General features: G+C 63.8%; 17 protein-coding genes and 1 tRNA gene. 10 read left to right on the top strand and 8 right to left on the bottom strand.

Annotation, left to right across the window (positions count from 1 at the left end; all coding sequences use genetic code 11):
- The 3 genes from WCE35_RS02990 to WCE35_RS02980 form a co-directional block, all read left to right on the top strand.
- Nucleotides 1-757, top strand: a 757-nt coding sequence (locus WCE35_RS02990) for an acyl-CoA dehydrogenase family protein (RefSeq protein ID WP_424591852.1), incomplete at its 5' end; no start/stop codon positions are given.
- A 72-nt stretch (nucleotides 758-829) separates the two neighbouring features.
- Complete coding sequence (locus tag WCE35_RS02985; protein WP_424591851.1) at nucleotides 830-1,963, top strand: DUF898 family protein; 1,134 nt, start codon at nucleotides 830-832, stop codon at nucleotides 1,961-1,963.
- A 3-nt stretch (nucleotides 1,964-1,966) separates the two neighbouring features.
- Nucleotides 1,967-3,052 carry a M48 family metallopeptidase gene (locus WCE35_RS02980; RefSeq protein ID WP_424591850.1) on the top strand — a complete coding sequence of 362 codons (1,086 nt, stop codon included), beginning with the start codon at nucleotides 1,967-1,969 and terminating at the stop codon, nucleotides 3,050-3,052.
- Nucleotides 3,053-3,069: 17 nt separating this feature from the next.
- Here WCE35_RS02980 and WCE35_RS02975 read toward each other — a convergent pair whose 3' ends face one another.
- Nucleotides 3,070-4,071: a LysR family transcriptional regulator gene (locus WCE35_RS02975; protein ID WP_424591849.1), complete on the bottom strand. Its 1,002-nt coding sequence runs from the start codon at nucleotides 4,069-4,071 to the stop codon at nucleotides 3,070-3,072.
- Between the two features lie 153 nt (nucleotides 4,072-4,224).
- Between WCE35_RS02975 and WCE35_RS02970 the strand changes: the two genes are divergently transcribed.
- Genes WCE35_RS02970 through WCE35_RS02960 form a run of 3 tightly spaced genes read left to right on the top strand, consistent with a single transcriptional unit; the run spans nucleotide 4,225 to nucleotide 6,356 of the window.
- A complete protein-coding gene (locus WCE35_RS02970; RefSeq protein ID WP_424591848.1) occupies nucleotides 4,225-5,229 on the top strand; it encodes a tripartite tricarboxylate transporter substrate binding protein in 1,005 nt (334 codons plus the stop codon).
- Between the two features lie 11 nt (nucleotides 5,230-5,240).
- Complete coding sequence (locus WCE35_RS02965) at nucleotides 5,241-6,083, top strand: alpha/beta fold hydrolase (protein ID WP_424591847.1); 843 nt, start codon at nucleotides 5,241-5,243, stop codon at nucleotides 6,081-6,083.
- Between the two features lie 51 nt (nucleotides 6,084-6,134).
- Nucleotides 6,135-6,356, top strand: coding sequence for a hypothetical protein (locus WCE35_RS02960; RefSeq protein ID WP_424591846.1), 222 nt, complete (start codon nucleotides 6,135-6,137; stop codon nucleotides 6,354-6,356).
- A 98-nt stretch (nucleotides 6,357-6,454) separates the two neighbouring features.
- Here the strand turns inward: WCE35_RS02960 and WCE35_RS02955 are convergent, their stop codons facing one another.
- A complete protein-coding gene (locus WCE35_RS02955; RefSeq protein ID WP_424591854.1) occupies nucleotides 6,455-7,261 on the bottom strand; it encodes a DUF2927 domain-containing protein in 807 nt (268 codons plus the stop codon).
- Nucleotides 7,262-7,354: 93 nt separating this feature from the next.
- Complete coding sequence (locus WCE35_RS02950) at nucleotides 7,355-7,933, bottom strand: L,D-transpeptidase (RefSeq protein ID WP_424591845.1); 579 nt, start codon at nucleotides 7,931-7,933, stop codon at nucleotides 7,355-7,357.
- 222 nt (nucleotides 7,934-8,155) lie between these two features.
- Here WCE35_RS02950 and WCE35_RS02945 point away from each other — a divergent pair, with 222 nt between their 5' ends.
- The 3 genes from WCE35_RS02945 (at nucleotide 8,156) to WCE35_RS02935 (ending at nucleotide 10,593) form a co-directional block, all read left to right on the top strand.
- The gene (locus WCE35_RS02945; RefSeq protein ID WP_424591844.1) at nucleotides 8,156-9,700 is read left to right on the top strand and encodes an acetolactate synthase large subunit; all 1,545 of its coding nucleotides are present in this window, start codon (nucleotides 8,156-8,158) and stop codon (nucleotides 9,698-9,700) included.
- A 34-nt stretch (nucleotides 9,701-9,734) separates the two neighbouring features.
- Complete coding sequence (locus WCE35_RS02940) at nucleotides 9,735-10,250, top strand: hypothetical protein (protein WP_424591843.1); 516 nt, start codon at nucleotides 9,735-9,737, stop codon at nucleotides 10,248-10,250.
- Between the two features lie 142 nt (nucleotides 10,251-10,392).
- On the top strand, nucleotides 10,393-10,593 hold the full coding sequence (locus tag WCE35_RS02935; RefSeq protein ID WP_424591842.1) for a hypothetical protein: 201 nt from the start codon (nucleotides 10,393-10,395) through the stop codon (nucleotides 10,591-10,593).
- A 5-nt stretch (nucleotides 10,594-10,598) separates the two neighbouring features.
- Here WCE35_RS02935 and WCE35_RS02930 read toward each other — a convergent pair whose 3' ends face one another.
- The 4 genes from WCE35_RS02930 to WCE35_RS02915 all read right to left on the bottom strand — a co-directional run bounded on the left by WCE35_RS02930 (nucleotide 10,599) and on the right by WCE35_RS02915 (nucleotide 13,127).
- Entirely contained in the window at nucleotides 10,599-10,829 is a 231-nt protein-coding gene (locus tag WCE35_RS02930) for a hypothetical protein (protein WP_424591841.1), read from the bottom strand.
- A gap of 69 nt (nucleotides 10,830-10,898) precedes the next feature.
- Nucleotides 10,899-10,973 (bottom strand) — tRNA-Val (locus tag WCE35_RS02925).
- Nucleotides 10,974-11,096: 123 nt separating this feature from the next.
- The gene (locus tag WCE35_RS02920) at nucleotides 11,097-12,383 is read right to left on the bottom strand and encodes a hypothetical protein (protein ID WP_424591840.1); all 1,287 of its coding nucleotides are present in this window, start codon (nucleotides 12,381-12,383) and stop codon (nucleotides 11,097-11,099) included.
- Nucleotides 12,384-12,527: 144 nt separating this feature from the next.
- The gene (locus tag WCE35_RS02915) at nucleotides 12,528-13,127 is read right to left on the bottom strand and encodes a DUF1134 domain-containing protein (protein ID WP_424591839.1); all 600 of its coding nucleotides are present in this window, start codon (nucleotides 13,125-13,127) and stop codon (nucleotides 12,528-12,530) included.
- 113 nt (nucleotides 13,128-13,240) lie between these two features.
- Here WCE35_RS02915 and WCE35_RS02910 point away from each other — a divergent pair, with 113 nt between their 5' ends.
- The gene (locus WCE35_RS02910) at nucleotides 13,241-13,747 is read left to right on the top strand and encodes a YHS domain-containing (seleno)protein (RefSeq protein WP_424591853.1); all 507 of its coding nucleotides are present in this window, start codon (nucleotides 13,241-13,243) and stop codon (nucleotides 13,745-13,747) included.
- Nucleotides 13,748-13,749: 2 nt separating this feature from the next.
- On the opposite strand, the gene WCE35_RS02905 is transcribed toward WCE35_RS02910, so the two are convergent.
- Nucleotides 13,750-14,125: 3'(2'),5'-bisphosphate nucleotidase CysQ family protein (locus tag WCE35_RS02905; protein ID WP_424591838.1), on the bottom strand; the 376-nt coding region annotated here is incomplete at its 5' end.

The raw sequence follows: 14,125 nt of genomic DNA, 5'->3' as shown, positions 1-14,125 counted from the left end.
CAGCGACGTGGTCTCGATGAAGACCCGCGCCGACAAGAAGGGCGACCGTTTTATCCTGAACGGCAACAAGATGTGGATCACCAACGGCCCCGTCGCCGATACGCTGGTGGTCTACGCCAAGACCGATCTCAACGCCGGTCCGCGCGGCATGACCGCCTTCATCATCGAAAAGGGCATGAAGGGATTTTCCACCGCGCAAAAACTCGACAAGCTCGGCATGCGCGGCTCCGATACCTGCGAACTGGTGTTCGAGGATTGCGAAGTGCCGGAGGAAAACGTGCTGAGCGAGGTCGGCCGCGGCGTCAATGTGCTGATGTCCGGCCTCGACTATGAGCGGGCCGTGCTGGCCGCGGGCCCGATCGGCATCATGCAGGCCTGCATGGACGTGGTGATGCCCTATGTGCACGAGCGCCAGCAGTTCGGCCAGCCGATCGGCACCTTCCAGCTGGTGCAGGGCAAGATCGCCGACATGTACACCACGATGAATGCGTCGCGCGCCTATGTCTATGCGGTGGCGAAAGCCTGCGACCGCGGCGAGACCACGCGCGAGGATGCCGCCGGCGCCATTCTCTATGCGGCGGAAAAGGCGACGCAATGCGCGCTCGACGCCATCCAGTTGCTCGGCGGCAACGGCTATATCAACGACTATCCGACCGGAAGATTGCTGCGCGACGCCAAGCTCTACGAGATCGGCGCCGGCACCAGCGAAATCCGCCGCATGCTGATCGGCCGGGAGCTGTTCGAGAAATTTTCTTGAAATCGAACCGGACCGCATTAAAGCCGAATTTTGCGGTTTAGTCTGGATAGGCTTGCTCGTTGGAGTTGATCCATGAACCAGATGAGTGCTGTGCCCCAAACTCCGCCACCGATGCCGGTGGCGTTTTCCGGCGGTCGCGGCGGTTTCTTCCACCTGGTCAGGCGCGGCGCCGGGCTCGAACTCGTCACCCTCGGCTTCTACCGGTTTTGGCTTGTCACCGACATCCGCCGTCATCTGTGGTCGAATACGGCGATCGACGGCGACGCGGCCGAATATACCGGCCGGGGCAAGGAGCTGCTGATCGGATTTCTGGTGGCACTCGCAATCCTCGTGCCGGTGTACCTCGCCTACTTCCTCGCCGGCCTCGAAGCCGAGCGCGTCCAGGCGTTTGCCAGTATTCCCCTGGTCGCCTTCTTCTTCCTGTTCGGGCAGTTCGCGATCTACCGCGCGCGGCGCTATCGCCTGACGCGGACGGTGTGGCGCGGCGTGCGGTTCTGGATGGACGGTTCGGGGTGGGCCTATGCGGGGCGCGCGGCGCTCTGGGGCGTGGCGATGATATTCACGCTCGGCCTGATCCTGCCATGGCGAGAGGCGGCGCTCGAGCGCTACAAGATGGAGCACTCCTATTACGGCGACCTGCAGGGAAGTTTTGAGGGGCGCGGCGCGGAATTCTTCAAGCGCGGCTGGTGGCTGTGGCTGCTGGCGCCTGTCGCCATCTATGTGTTTCCGCTCGCGCCGTTCGTCTACGGCGCGTTCAAGGCGGTGGAATGGCGCTGGTGGCTGTCGGGCATCCGGTTCGGCGACGTGCGCCTGGAATCGACCTTGGGGCGTAGCCAACTGATCGGTCTGTACTGGAAGGTGACCGGCTGGATCGTCGTGCTGGCGCTGGCATTCGCAGCCTATCTGGCCTTGTCTGCGTTTCTGATCGCGAGCATGAGCGCAACGCCGTTCGACAAGTTCTTTGCGTCGCAAGCGTTTCTGAAGAGTATTCCACTACTGGCGCTGGCAGCCATCGGCTACCTCGCGTTCGTGCTGACGGTCAACGTGGTGATGCGGGTCTATCTGATGCGCGATCTCTGGGTCAGGGTGCTGGCATCGACGATCGTGCACAACATCGAGGCGGCGGCGAATGTTTCAGCGAGGGGAGAATTGGCCAATGCGCTGGGCGAAGGTTTTGCCGACGGACTCGATGTCGCCGGATTCTAGCCGATGAATCGGCCGGGCGGTTCGGCGGTTTACTTCGACGGGATGTCGAACAAGCGGCGTGCGGTCACGCTGGGCTTCGCCGATACGATGGAAATCAACGAGGATGGGCAAACGCTTGCGGCGTGGGCCTATGCCGATATCCGCCGCGCCGACAGCCCTGTCGGCACGCTGCGGCTGAGCTGCCTCACGGCATCGCCGCTGGCGCGGCTCGAGCTGCGCGACCCGGCAGTCGCGGCCGAGCTGGTGTCCCGCTGCGCCAGGCTTGATGAGGACCTGCCCGGTCGCCGCGGGGTTGCGGCCATCGTCGGCTGGTCGCTCGCGGCCACGGCGTCGATTATCGCCGTCGTGCTGTTTGGCGTTCCGCTCGCCGCCGATCGCCTGACGCCGCTGGTGCCCGAGGCCTTCGAACGGCGGCTTGGCGAAGTTGCGGAGGGACAGGTGAAGATGCTGTTTGGCGGCAAGGTTTGCGATCATGCGGCCGGCCAGCAGGCCTTCGCCAAGCTCGTCAATGCCATTCGCGAATCCGCGGGGTTGGATCCATCGGTGCAATCCGGCGTGCTGTCGACGCCGATCCCCAACGCCTTCGCGCTGCCGGGCGGCAAGGTCTATCTGTTCGACGGATTGCTGGCCAAGGCGGAGAATGCCGACGAAATTGCGGGCGTCCTGGCCCATGAACTCGGTCATCTCAGAAATCGCGACAGCCTGCGCGGCTTGATTCACGACGGCGGCACGTCGTTTCTGATCGGCTTGCTGTTGGGCGACGTCACCGGCTCAGGGGCGCTGATCTTTACTTCCCGTACGCTTGTGACGGCGTCCTATTCACGCGATGCCGAGCAAAATGCCGATAGCTTCGCCATCGATGCCATGCACCGGCTCGGCCGGCCGGCGCAACCGATGGGCGAGTTGATGTTTCGCGTCACCGGAAAGGAAGGCGACAGCGGCCTGTCCATCGTCTCAAGCCATCCGTTGACCGAGGACCGCCTGGCGCGGATGAGCCGCGAGGACCGGCCGGCCAGCGGGCCGCCGCTGCTGACGCCCGAGGAATGGCGGGCCTTGAAATCGATCTGCGATCCGAATCCAAGACCTTGATGGCTTGTTTCGTCTTGCTATCTTTCGGCGGTCTTGTGCGAGCCTGCCGCGGACGCCGGCACGGACGCCGCGGTGACCGGCAGCACGTCCCAAACCGTCTTCATGGCGGCGAACGCCTGCGAAATCGCCGGCTCATGACGCCGCGATGTCAGGCAGGCAAAGCTGAGGTCGCAGGTCAACATAACCTTGTCGGCGATGATGTAGTTTCGCTTGCGCATATGGCGTTGTTCGAGAACGCGGTCGCGGGCAAGGCTGAGGCAGACGCCGGATTCGACGAAATCGATCATGGCTTCTTCCTGGTCGGCAAACGCAACGCGCTTTGGCAACGCGCCGAACTGCCGGAAGATGTCATCGAGAAGCCGCCGATGCGCCGAGGCCGGCGGCGTCGCAAGCCACGGCAGGGAGGCGAGGTCCGCCCAATCCTTGCCCATGACCTTGTGGCGCCATTCCGACGGCGCAATCACGCGATAATCAAAACTCATCAGCGGCGCGAGCAGGAATTTTCCGCCTTCGATCTTGCGCTCCGAAAGAGCCGGGGCGGCGAGGGATTTCGGCGGTGTCGCGTCGATGTAATATCCGACGTCGAGTTCGCCCTTGCCGATCTGGCCCAGCACGATATCGGTCATGCCGTGGCGAAGGAAAACCTCTGTCTTCTTCGACGACTCGGTCAGGCTTCGCACGAATGGCCCGAGGCGGGTAAACTCCGGATCCAGGATCGTGCCGACGCGGAGCGTTCCCCGGATCGATTGCTTCAGCGAGTCCGCCATCGCTCGGAAATCGGAGGATGCGGATACCGCCTTGTGCGCCAGCGGAAGCAGGGCGGCGCCCGCTTCGGTCAGGGTAAACCCGCCCGGCGTGCGGTTAAAAAGCTGCAGGCCGGTACTTGCTTCCAGCCCCTTGAGCTGCAGACTGACCGCAGGCTGGGTAAGATTCAACAGGGCGGCTGCGCGCGAAACGGTGCCTTCGCGGGCCACCGTAATGAAACAGCGCAGGGCCTGGATACGCGGGAGATCATTCATTTGAAAAGCTTATACCACCTTACCAAGAACTCATTAGACAGGAAATACCCCTGTAAGTCACAATTTTTTGCCAGCAAAACTCTGCGTTGTCGCTGGCCAATGACCCGACCGCAGTACCGATTTGCGAGGGCCGCAACGGAGAGACTGACGAAAATGATGCCACGTCCACTGCTTGGCCGCTGTCGCGGCGGCTTTGCCCGGATCGCTGCCGGAGCTGCGGTTGCTGCCTTGCTGGCAGGCGCGCTCGCTCCGGCTTCGGCCGACAATTATCCCGAGCGGCCTGTTCAGCTGGTGGTGCCCGCCGGCCCCGGCAGCAGCACCGACACGATCATGCGGTCGCTGGCGCAGGCCGCCGCTCCCTTGCTCGGCCAGTCCATCGTGATCCTGAACAAGCCCGGCGCCAGCGGGACCATCGGCGTCAGCTATGTCACCCGATCGGAGCCCGATGGCTACACGATCGGCGGCGTGCCGAGCGGGGCCATCACCATGGCCCCGCATGTCGCGGCGGCAAGCTTCCAGCCGGGCGACTACCGGGTCGTCGCCATGATCACGCAGGCGGCCGGCGTGCTATGCGTCAAGCCGGATTTTCCGGCGAAGAATGCCGTCGAATTTCTCGCCTTGTTGCGCGACAATCCCGACAAATACACCTACGGCTCGGACGGCGTCGGTGGTTTCGTCCAGTTCTCCACCGCGCGAATTTTCGATCTGGCCGGCATCCGCCAGCGGATCATTCCTTTTTCCGGGGCCGACCAGACGGTGACCGCGCTCATCGCGGGAACGATCGACATCTACGGCGGCGCCATCGCCACCATCGCCCCCTTTGTCGCCGACGGGAAGGCGAAATGCCTGCTGCTGACGACGGCGCGCAGATTTGCCGCACTTCCCAATGTCGAGAGTCTCGAAGATGTGAAGATGGCGCAAGCCCAGACGCTGCTGTGGCGGGCCGTCATCGCGCCGCGCGACATACCGCAGGATCGTTTCGAGAAGCTGCGCGACGTGCTGACCAAAGCCGCCATGAGTCCCGAATTCAGGGCGATGGCCGAGAAACGCGGCGAGGAGGTCTGGGCGATCAGCGCGGAGGACGCGCTCAAATATGCCCAGGGTGAATTCATCCAGATGGAGCAGCTCGCAAGAGAGCTCCGTTTGAAGCAGAACTGACGGGGCAGCGGATGCCGACCGTCAAAGGCAGCGACGGCGCCAATTTGCACTACGCAGTTCACGACTACACCGACCGCTGGCGCAAGGCCAACACCATGATTCTGATCCACGGATTCGCACGCTCCGGCGATTTCTGGTTCGGCATGATCCCTTATCTGGCCCGTTTCTACCGCGTGATTTGTCCGGACCTGCGCGGTCTCGGCAAGTCGCTGCCGCTTGCCGATCCGGCCAACGCCATTTCTATCGATGCCTATATCGGGGATATCGAGGCTGTTGCCGATCATGCCGGAGCCGAGAACTTTCATCTGGTGGGCGAAGCGATCGGCGGTGCGATCACGTTGATCTTCGCGGCCGAGCGGCCGCGGCGGGTCCGAACGCTGTCGGTTCTTGCGCCGGCGGTCTGGGCCAACGACTGGATCCGAAACGCCTATGCGGTCGGATATCCGAGCTGGGTTGAGGCAATCCGGGCGCTCGGCGTCGAAGGCTGGGTGCGTAAATCGAACACGCTGGCGCGGTTTCCCGCCGGTTTCGATCCCGCGTTCATGGATTGGTACGCCAGGGAAGTCGGCAAGGCCGATGTCGAAGTCGTCGCCGCGATGGTCAATTTTGCCGGCGCCGTCAACGCAAAGCCGTATCTCGACAAGATCGCGGCGCCGGTGCTCGCGCTTTACCCGACCGGCAGCAATATCTCGTCCGCCGATCAGGAAGCGGCGCTGCGCGAGTGCATTGCGTCCGTGCGCGTGACGCATCTGGACTCGCCCTCAGCCATGCTCGGCATGCTGCAGCCCGCGGCGTGCGCCAGCCAGATCCTGAATTTCTCCGCGGCGGAAGACGGGATCGTCTGCCGCGAATGAGCCTCGAACGCTTCGCCGATCGTCTTTTTTAACCTGGGATAGCGGACGTCCATGACAAAACCATCCGATCCATCGGCTCCGTTTCCGGACAACGACATGGCAAGGACGCGACGCCATCTCCGCTTCGTGAAAGCGCTTTTCAGGATCGACGATCCGGAACTCGAGCACGCGCTTGCAATCATCATGGATCGACTGGCGTCGGCCAGTCAGCCGGCCAACGGGTTGCCGCCGCCGGCGCCCGAAAACCCGCGCCCCGAGCCGCCGCAGGATTGACAGATGCGCTTCTGCCTCGCTCCGCACGCGGGGAGAGGTGAAGCAACCTGAACTTGCACGCGAGCCGATTCGACCCAAACCGCCGCGCAAGGGCTTGTTCACTCGGCGAGATTGTTGACCCTGCGGACCCAGGCGCGCACGTCGGCGAGCACATCGGGCAGCACCGCCTTGACTTGCTGCATGGTCATGCCGGCCTTGATCCTGGGATCGTAGAGCAGATTCAGGATGTACTGGTCGTAGACGTCGAAAAAGCCCATCGAAACATTGTCGTTGAACATGGTCCATGGCACCGACGAGGTATCGTTGATCGGCCCCAGCGATTGCAGCAGTTCCTCATAGGCACAGTCGAAGAAGACGAAGTCGCCATTGTCGACGGTCAGGATCACGTCGGAATGCTCGATTTCGAATTTCTCGTTCTTGCGAAAGCCGCTCAGGCATTGCGGGTCGAGCGATGAGCGGATCTCGCGCGCGCGTTCGCTGCCGTAGAATGTCGCGATGGTGCGATTGAGATCGCGGTCGCGCACCAGCTTGACCAGCACATTGGCCTCGTCGCTGCTCGCAGCCATGGCGATGTCGAGATGCTGAACCCTTGCGGCGATGTCGGCCACGATTTTCGCAAGCTGCGCCATGCGGTCCGCGCGCGTGCCATCGGCGAACACCCGCACCGGCGCATCGTACTTCCGGATGCGGTCGACCTTTCCGGCGAGATGATATTCGGCGCCGAAGGCGGTCTTCATGAAACCCTCGATGATCTCGCCATCGGTGAAGATCTTCTTCTCGCTGCGCTGTCGCGATGCGATGGCAGGATTTTCGGCGATGGCGGGCAGCGCAACGAGGTCGAGCGCGATCGCGGTCAAGGTGACCGCGAAGGTCCGTAAAACCCGTGATCGGCTATGGCTGTGCATGACGACGACGCTGCCGCAATCTGTGCGTGTGCGCAAGCTTTGATCCGCTGCCTGCGCCCATGGCGGTGTCGGGTTTCGTGGTCTCGACGCGCCCTAATTCTTCACAATGACAGGAGTGCCGACGGATACGCGCCCATAGAGGTCGGTCACGTCGTCATTGGTCATGCGGAAGCACCCGGACGACACCGCCTGTCCGATCGTCTCCGGCTCGTTCGAGCCATGGATGCGGTAGAGCGTCGAGCCGAGATACATCGCGCGCGCGCCGAGCGGATTGTCGACGCCGCCGGCCATGTGACGCGGCAAATCGGGCCGCCGCGCCAGCATCTGCGACGGCGGGGTCCAGCTCGGCCATTCCTTTTTAGCTGATATGCGGTGGGTTCCGCTCCAGCGGAAGCCGTCGCGGCCGACGCCGATGCCGTAACGCAACGCCTGGCCGTTTCCAAGCACGAGATAGAGCCGCCGTTCGGCGGTGTTCACGACGACGGTGCCGGGCGCGTAATCGGCCGGATAGCTCACGGTCGTGCGCGCGATCGGGCTCGCGCCGCCGCCGCTGCTGAAGAAATTCGGACCGCCGCCCATGATGTCGCGCGAATCGAAGCTCTCGGCCTGCGCGTGGCCGGCGCCCGCCAGCATGGTCAGTGCCGCGAACAGCAAAGCAGAAGCCCGAATCATTTCTCTTCCCCGCGAAAATCAAACACGCGGAGAGACAGGCCATAATTGCCGCGGTTTCGCAAGCAACGAGCCCGTGAATGATGCGGTTTTCAAACGCCGCGGCTAAGAAAGGCTACACACCGCGGGCATGGCAGCGATGTTTGGCTAAACCTTTGACGAAACGCATGAAGAATGATTGATCTTGACTTGGCCTCAAGGAAAATCGGGAACGGGAGCTGGATCATGAACGGCGCGGAAAGTCTGGTGCGGACCTTGGTCGCAGGCGGCGTCGACGTCTGTTTCGCCAATCCCGGCACCTCGGAGATGCATTTCGTCGCCGCGCTCGATCGGGTCGAAGGCATGCGCTGCGTGCTCGGCCTGTTCGAGGGCGTGGTGACCGGGGCCGCCGACGGCTATTTCCGCATGAAGGGCACGCCGGCCTCCACTTTGCTGCATCTCGGACCCGGCCTCGCCAACGGGCTTGCCAATCTGCACAACGCCAAAAAGGCCAATTCCGGCATCGTCAACATCGTCGGCCAGCACGCGACCTATCACATCGGATATAACGCGCCGCTGACCTCCGACATCGAGGGCCTGGCGCGGCCGATGTCGGCCTGGGTGCGGACCTCGCCGGATGCCAAATCCGTCGCCGCCGACGGCGCCGCCGCGATCGCCGCCGCCAGGAGCGCGCCGCCGCAGATCGCAACCCTGATCCTTCCCGCCGACACCGCCTGGAACGAGGCCGACGGCATCGCCCAGGTCGCGGCCGAAAGCCAGCGCGCCAATTATTCCACGCAGGCCGTGGACAATGCGGCCAGGGTTTTGCGCGGCGGCGCGCAGACGCTGCTGCTGATGACCGGCAGCGCACTCACCGAACAGGGGCTGGCGCTGGCGGCGCAGATATCAGGCAAGACCGGCTGCAAGGTGATGGGCCAGACCTACAATCCGCGCATGGCGCGCGGCAAGGGCCGGTTCGCGATCGACCGCATCCCCTATGTGATCGAGCAGGCGCTGCCGATCCTGAAGGATTTCAGGCACATCGTGCTGGTCGAGGCCAACGATCCCGTCGCGTTCTTCGCCTATCCGAACAAGCCGAGCATGTTGAAGCCCGCGGGCTGCGAGGTCCATCGCATGACCACGGGCGCGGAAAATTCGGTCGCGGCGCTCGAAGCGCTGGCGAGCGCGCTCGGCGCCAGGCCGCAGGACACCCAACCGCAAAAGATGGTTGCGATCGCAAAGCCGACCGGCGCGCTGACCCATGCCTCGATCGCGCAGGCGCTGGCGATGGCGATTCCGGAAAATGCCATCGTGGTCGATGAATCCATCACCACCGGCCGCGGCTTCTTTCCGCCGACCGCGGCCGCCGCGCCGCACGACTGGCTGCAGAACATGGGCGGTTCGATCGGATTCTCGACGCCGGTCGCGACCGGCGCCGCGGTCGCCTGCCCGGACCGCAAGGTGATCTGCATGGTCGGCGACGGCAGCGCCATGTACACGATGCAATCCTTGTGGACCCAGGCGCGCGAAGGCCTCAACGTCGTCACGATGGTGTTCGCCAATCGGATCTATCAGATCCTGCGTGGCGAATTCGACGGCGTCGGCGCCGGCGAGCCCGGACAGCGCGCGCTCGACATGCTGAAGATAGATCGTCCGACCCTCGATTTCGTCGCGCTCGCCAGGGGCATGGGCGTGCCGGGCCGCGCGGTCGCCGATGTCGACGATTTCAACAAGGCGCTGGCGGAAGCCATCGCCGAGCCGGGGCCGCGGCTGATCGAAGTGCAGATGTAAGGGCGGCCGTCGCCGTGCATCAGTCGGAGGCGACATGCAGGCGGAACTGGACAAGGTCGTCGATGCTATCAGGGAGTTTTACGCTCGCGAGACCTACCTCCTGGAAAAGGACCTCGGCGAACGCGCGCTGACGCACCGGCTGGCGGTGCATCTGGAAAGGCAGTTTCCGGGCTGGGACGTCGATTGCGACTACAACCGGCTCGGCGAGCGGGTGTTGAGAATGCCGACGGGATCGATCGTCTCGACCGACGATGAACTCGGCAAATCGGTGTTTCCCGATATCGTCGTGCATCGCCGCGCCGTTCCGGAAAACCTGCTCGCGGTCGAGGTGCGCAAGGGGATCAATCACCAGCCGGTCGAACATGACCGCCACAAGCTGCGTGGCTTGACCGATCCGCATCTGTGGTTCGCCTGGCAGATCGGCGTGTTTCTGATTCTTGGAAAGCGGCAGGTGACCTTGTCGGACGTCTATGTCGGCGGTCGCATCGACCAGGCGCTGTCCGCCTGGTTCGCGGCACGGCTGAAGGATACGGGTTTGGGCGCCGGCTAAGCTCACGGCCCGCGGTTTGACAAATGGCCCGGCCGCTTGCCCTCCAATTCCCTTGGCGCTGCCGCCAATTAGACACGTTGTCGGCGAATTGCGGTCAAAGCCGCCCCCGATCATCCGCAAGTTGTGTGGCGTGGGGGAGTTCATGGTGTACAGGATCGTGGCGGAACGGGAAAACGAGACGGTGAAAATCGACAGGACCAGTGCCCTGCTTGCGGTCGCCAAGGCGCGGGTGTGGGCCAGCGAGGGATGGAACGTCACCATCATCGTCGCCGAAGAAAACCAGATCGCAGCGCCTGCCGAAGCGCGCGTGCCGGCCGAAGAGCGCAAGCTGTTGACCGCCTGAAGCCGTTATCGCCGCAAGGCCCGCTTGCCGCCGGTCATGAGCAGCCCGAGCCTGCGCCCGAGCAGCAGGCCCAGCACCACCAGCAGGCACCAGACCGGAAAGAAGAACAGCGTCAATATTCCGGCATCTTCCGGTTCGCTTCGCATCAGCCATTTGACGACGCCAACCGGCGCGAACAGCCCGATCGCGCCGCCGGTGAGGGCGGTGATCGTCATGACGAGTTTTTGCGGGGTCATCGGCGGCTGGTCCGGCAATCGCTTCGAGCAAATTGATCGCAGCTATTCAGGCAGTCGGCAGATCAAAGCTGGTGGACGCACAAGGGATCGAACCTTGGACCTCTCCCGTGTGAAGGGAACGCTCTCCCGCTGAGCTATGCGTCCGGGATTTTTGCGCGCGATCGAAGGCCGAGACGACGCCCGATCGAAAAAAATACACTTTCCTTAGAGTCCGCGATTTACGAAGTGCGGGGCCACGGTGTCAAGCCAAAGCGGGCCGGGCTGGAGCTATTGCGCGCCCTGCTGGCGGGCGCGGGAGGCGTGCGATTGCAGTGCGCGGATGCGTTCGGCGAGGGTGCCGCCGCCCTCGGGGATGCCACCCGTGGCCGCGCCATTGGCCGGTTTGGGCGCGGGCCTCGCCGGCAGCTCCGGTTCCGCGGCCAGCATGGCCTCGATCGGCGAATTCGGCCCTTCGAGCTGCATCGCGAGCTTTGCCACTTCGGCGGCGATGTCGTTGATGCGCTCGCGCAACAGCGCATTTTCCATCCGCTCGGTGGCCCAGGAACTCTCGGCCTGCTGCTGGATCGCGTTGATGTCGCGCTGCAGTTTGGCGCGCTCGTCGCGCGCGACGCGCAGCTGTTGCTCCAGCGCGGCCTTCTCCGCCCGCAGCTTCTCGATGATCGGCGAATGGCCGCCGCCGCTCAAGGCGGCGAGCTCGCCCCGCAATTCCTTCGCGCTGCGCTCGGCGGCCTCGTTGGCCTGCCTGAGCTGATTATTCTCGAATTCGCGCTCGGCCAGCATCTTGCCTTGGGTCGCCAGCCGTGTTTCCAGATCGTCGACGCGGTTGCCGAGCATCTCGGCTTCCTTGACCTGGACGATCAATTGCCGGTCGAGATCGGTGACGCGCTGGCTCAAATTCTCGACCCGGCTGCGCGCCTCGTTCAGCTCATGCGTGGCTTTGTCGGAATCGCTGCGCTCCTGCGCCAGCCGCGCCTGCGTCGCCGCGAATTCGTCTTCCGCATCGCCAAGGCGGCCCTTCAACTGCTCGATCTGCGTGCGTACCGCGGCCAGTTCGACCTCGCGGCTTTCCGCCATCATCGAACGGTCGGACAATTCGTGGTTGATCCGGGCGAGCTCCGCCTGCTTGTCGGTCAGCGCCTGCGCGGCGCTGTGCAGCATTTCGGTCTTGGCGGCGAATTCCTCCTCGGTGGCGCGCAGCTGTTCCTTGATCGCCTTCTCGCGCGCTTCCAGCGAGAAGATGGTGGCGTTCTTTTCGCCGAGCTCGATCTTCATGCGGTTGATGGCGTCGGATTTCTTGCCGAGTTCGGCGAGCTGGCTGGTGGTCTTGTTGCGGAGCTGCTCGACGTTCATCTCGAGCCGGCGCGCCGACATCGCGAATTCCGCGCGCAGCTGGTCCTTGTCGGCCTGGATTTCGGCCATCGACAGCGGCGTGGCCGCCTCCAGACGCCGTGTCGTCAGCCGCACCGCGCGGTTATGCACCAGCGGCACGATCATCAGGCCAAACAGCATCGAGACCAGAAAACCGATCGCCAGATACATGATCGGTTCGATCATGGATGGTCACTCCACACGCGCGAGAGGGAATTTATCGATCACAATGCCATGGCGGACCGGCAAAAAGCCAGCCCAACGCCGCGTTAATGTGAATCGCTGACCCGAAGCGGTCCGGGTCGGCGACACCCAAGGCCGCCAACTGCTTCAGAACGGGTTCCAGGTCGCGTAGGGGGTGTATTTGAGATAGCCGATATTGGCGCCGAGCCTCAGGCCGATGCCGGAGCGGATCGGCACCAGCACAATGTTGTTGGCGGTCAGCGCGGTCATGCCGAAACCGCCGATGATATAGGCCGAGCCGTCGATACCGACGAAGCGCTGGTAGATCGCCTGCGTGGCAGGCAGATTGTAGACCAGCGTCATGGTGCGCGCGCCGTCGCCGCCCCAGTCGAAGCCGACCGAGGGGCCCTGCCAGTAGACCCGGAGATCGCCGGCATTCTTGGTATAAAGCGTGCCTTCGCCGTACCTCAAGCCGGCAACGAAGGCGCCGCTGCCTTCCTCGCCAAGCACGTAGCCATTGGGCAGGCCCCATTCGCTGACCGCGCGTTCGATGACCGACGCCAGCCCGCGCGATACGTTGCCAAAGAATTTGTGCCCGGCGGAGACCAGTTCGTCCGGCCCGTAGGTGCTGGGACCGGGCTCGTGTTGCGGCGGCGGTATCGGTGCTGGCTGCTGCGCCGAGGCGGGCACGGTCCAGTACATCAGCGCGGCGAGCGCCACCGCGGCAAGGCGTGATGCGGAAATCATCAAAGAACCCCCGGATATCGAAATTCTGGCCGCCGCCTTAACCCGACGCCAACAAGCGCGGCGCTAGTTTGACGTTCAAAGTCCCCTCGACTCGGATGTTATCCGCACCAACTATGACGGCACAACGGCAGGAAAGATACGCTCGGCGGCGGGTATTGGCCTTTTTCGCCCTATTGGCGGGCTTTTTAGCGCCGGCCTGCCTTGATTCGGCTGGCCGGGCGGCGACCACTGAGCGGGTGGTCGTGAATCGCTATTCCGGCCTTGCCATCGAGGGGTACGACCCCGTCGCCTACTTCTCCGAATCGCTCGCCATCCAGGGCCTGCCGGATTTCGAGGCCTCCGAAGCCGGCGTGGTCTGGCGTTTCCGCAACGAGGGCAACCGCGCTTCGTTTGTCGCCCATCCGGAAATCTATGGTCCTCAGTTCGGCGGCTATGACCCGGTCGATCTCGGGCGCGGGGTGACCTATGCGGGCAATCCGCGGTTCTGGCTGGTGATCGGACAGCGGCTCTATCTGTTTGGCCGCGAAGAGAACCGCGATGCCTTTGCCACCGATCCATCGCGCTTTCTGGAAGACGCCAATGCGCGCTGGCCGGGGTTGCAGCAGAACCTCTCGCAGTAAAGTCAGGAAACAGCCGACGGATCGCCCCAGGCGATGAATTCCGGCACGATGAAGTCCTGGCGTCCGGTGCCGAAATACAGAGGGGCGCCCTTTGAATCCGTGATCTTGCCACCGGCCGCGTTGACGACGGCGTGGCCGGCCGCGATATCCCATTCGCAGGTGGGCGACAGCCGGGGATAGATATCGACGGCGCCCTCCGCCACCCGGCCGAATTTGACCGCCGAGCCGAGTTCGATCCGGATGGCCCCGGATCTGCCGGAAATAAAGGCTTCGGTCCTGGCGTCGCCATGCGAGCGGCTGACCGCCACGGTCCAGGGTGCGCCGGGCGGCGGGTGCCGACGGGTGCGGATCGGCTCGGCGAGCGGCGCGGCGCCATCG

The sequence above is a fragment of the Bradyrhizobium sp. genome (assembly GCF_049691595.1).
In the GTDB taxonomy this organism is placed as follows: domain Bacteria; phylum Pseudomonadota; class Alphaproteobacteria; order Rhizobiales; family Xanthobacteraceae; genus Bradyrhizobium.
This window is presented reverse-complemented; position numbering and strand designations above follow the sequence as displayed.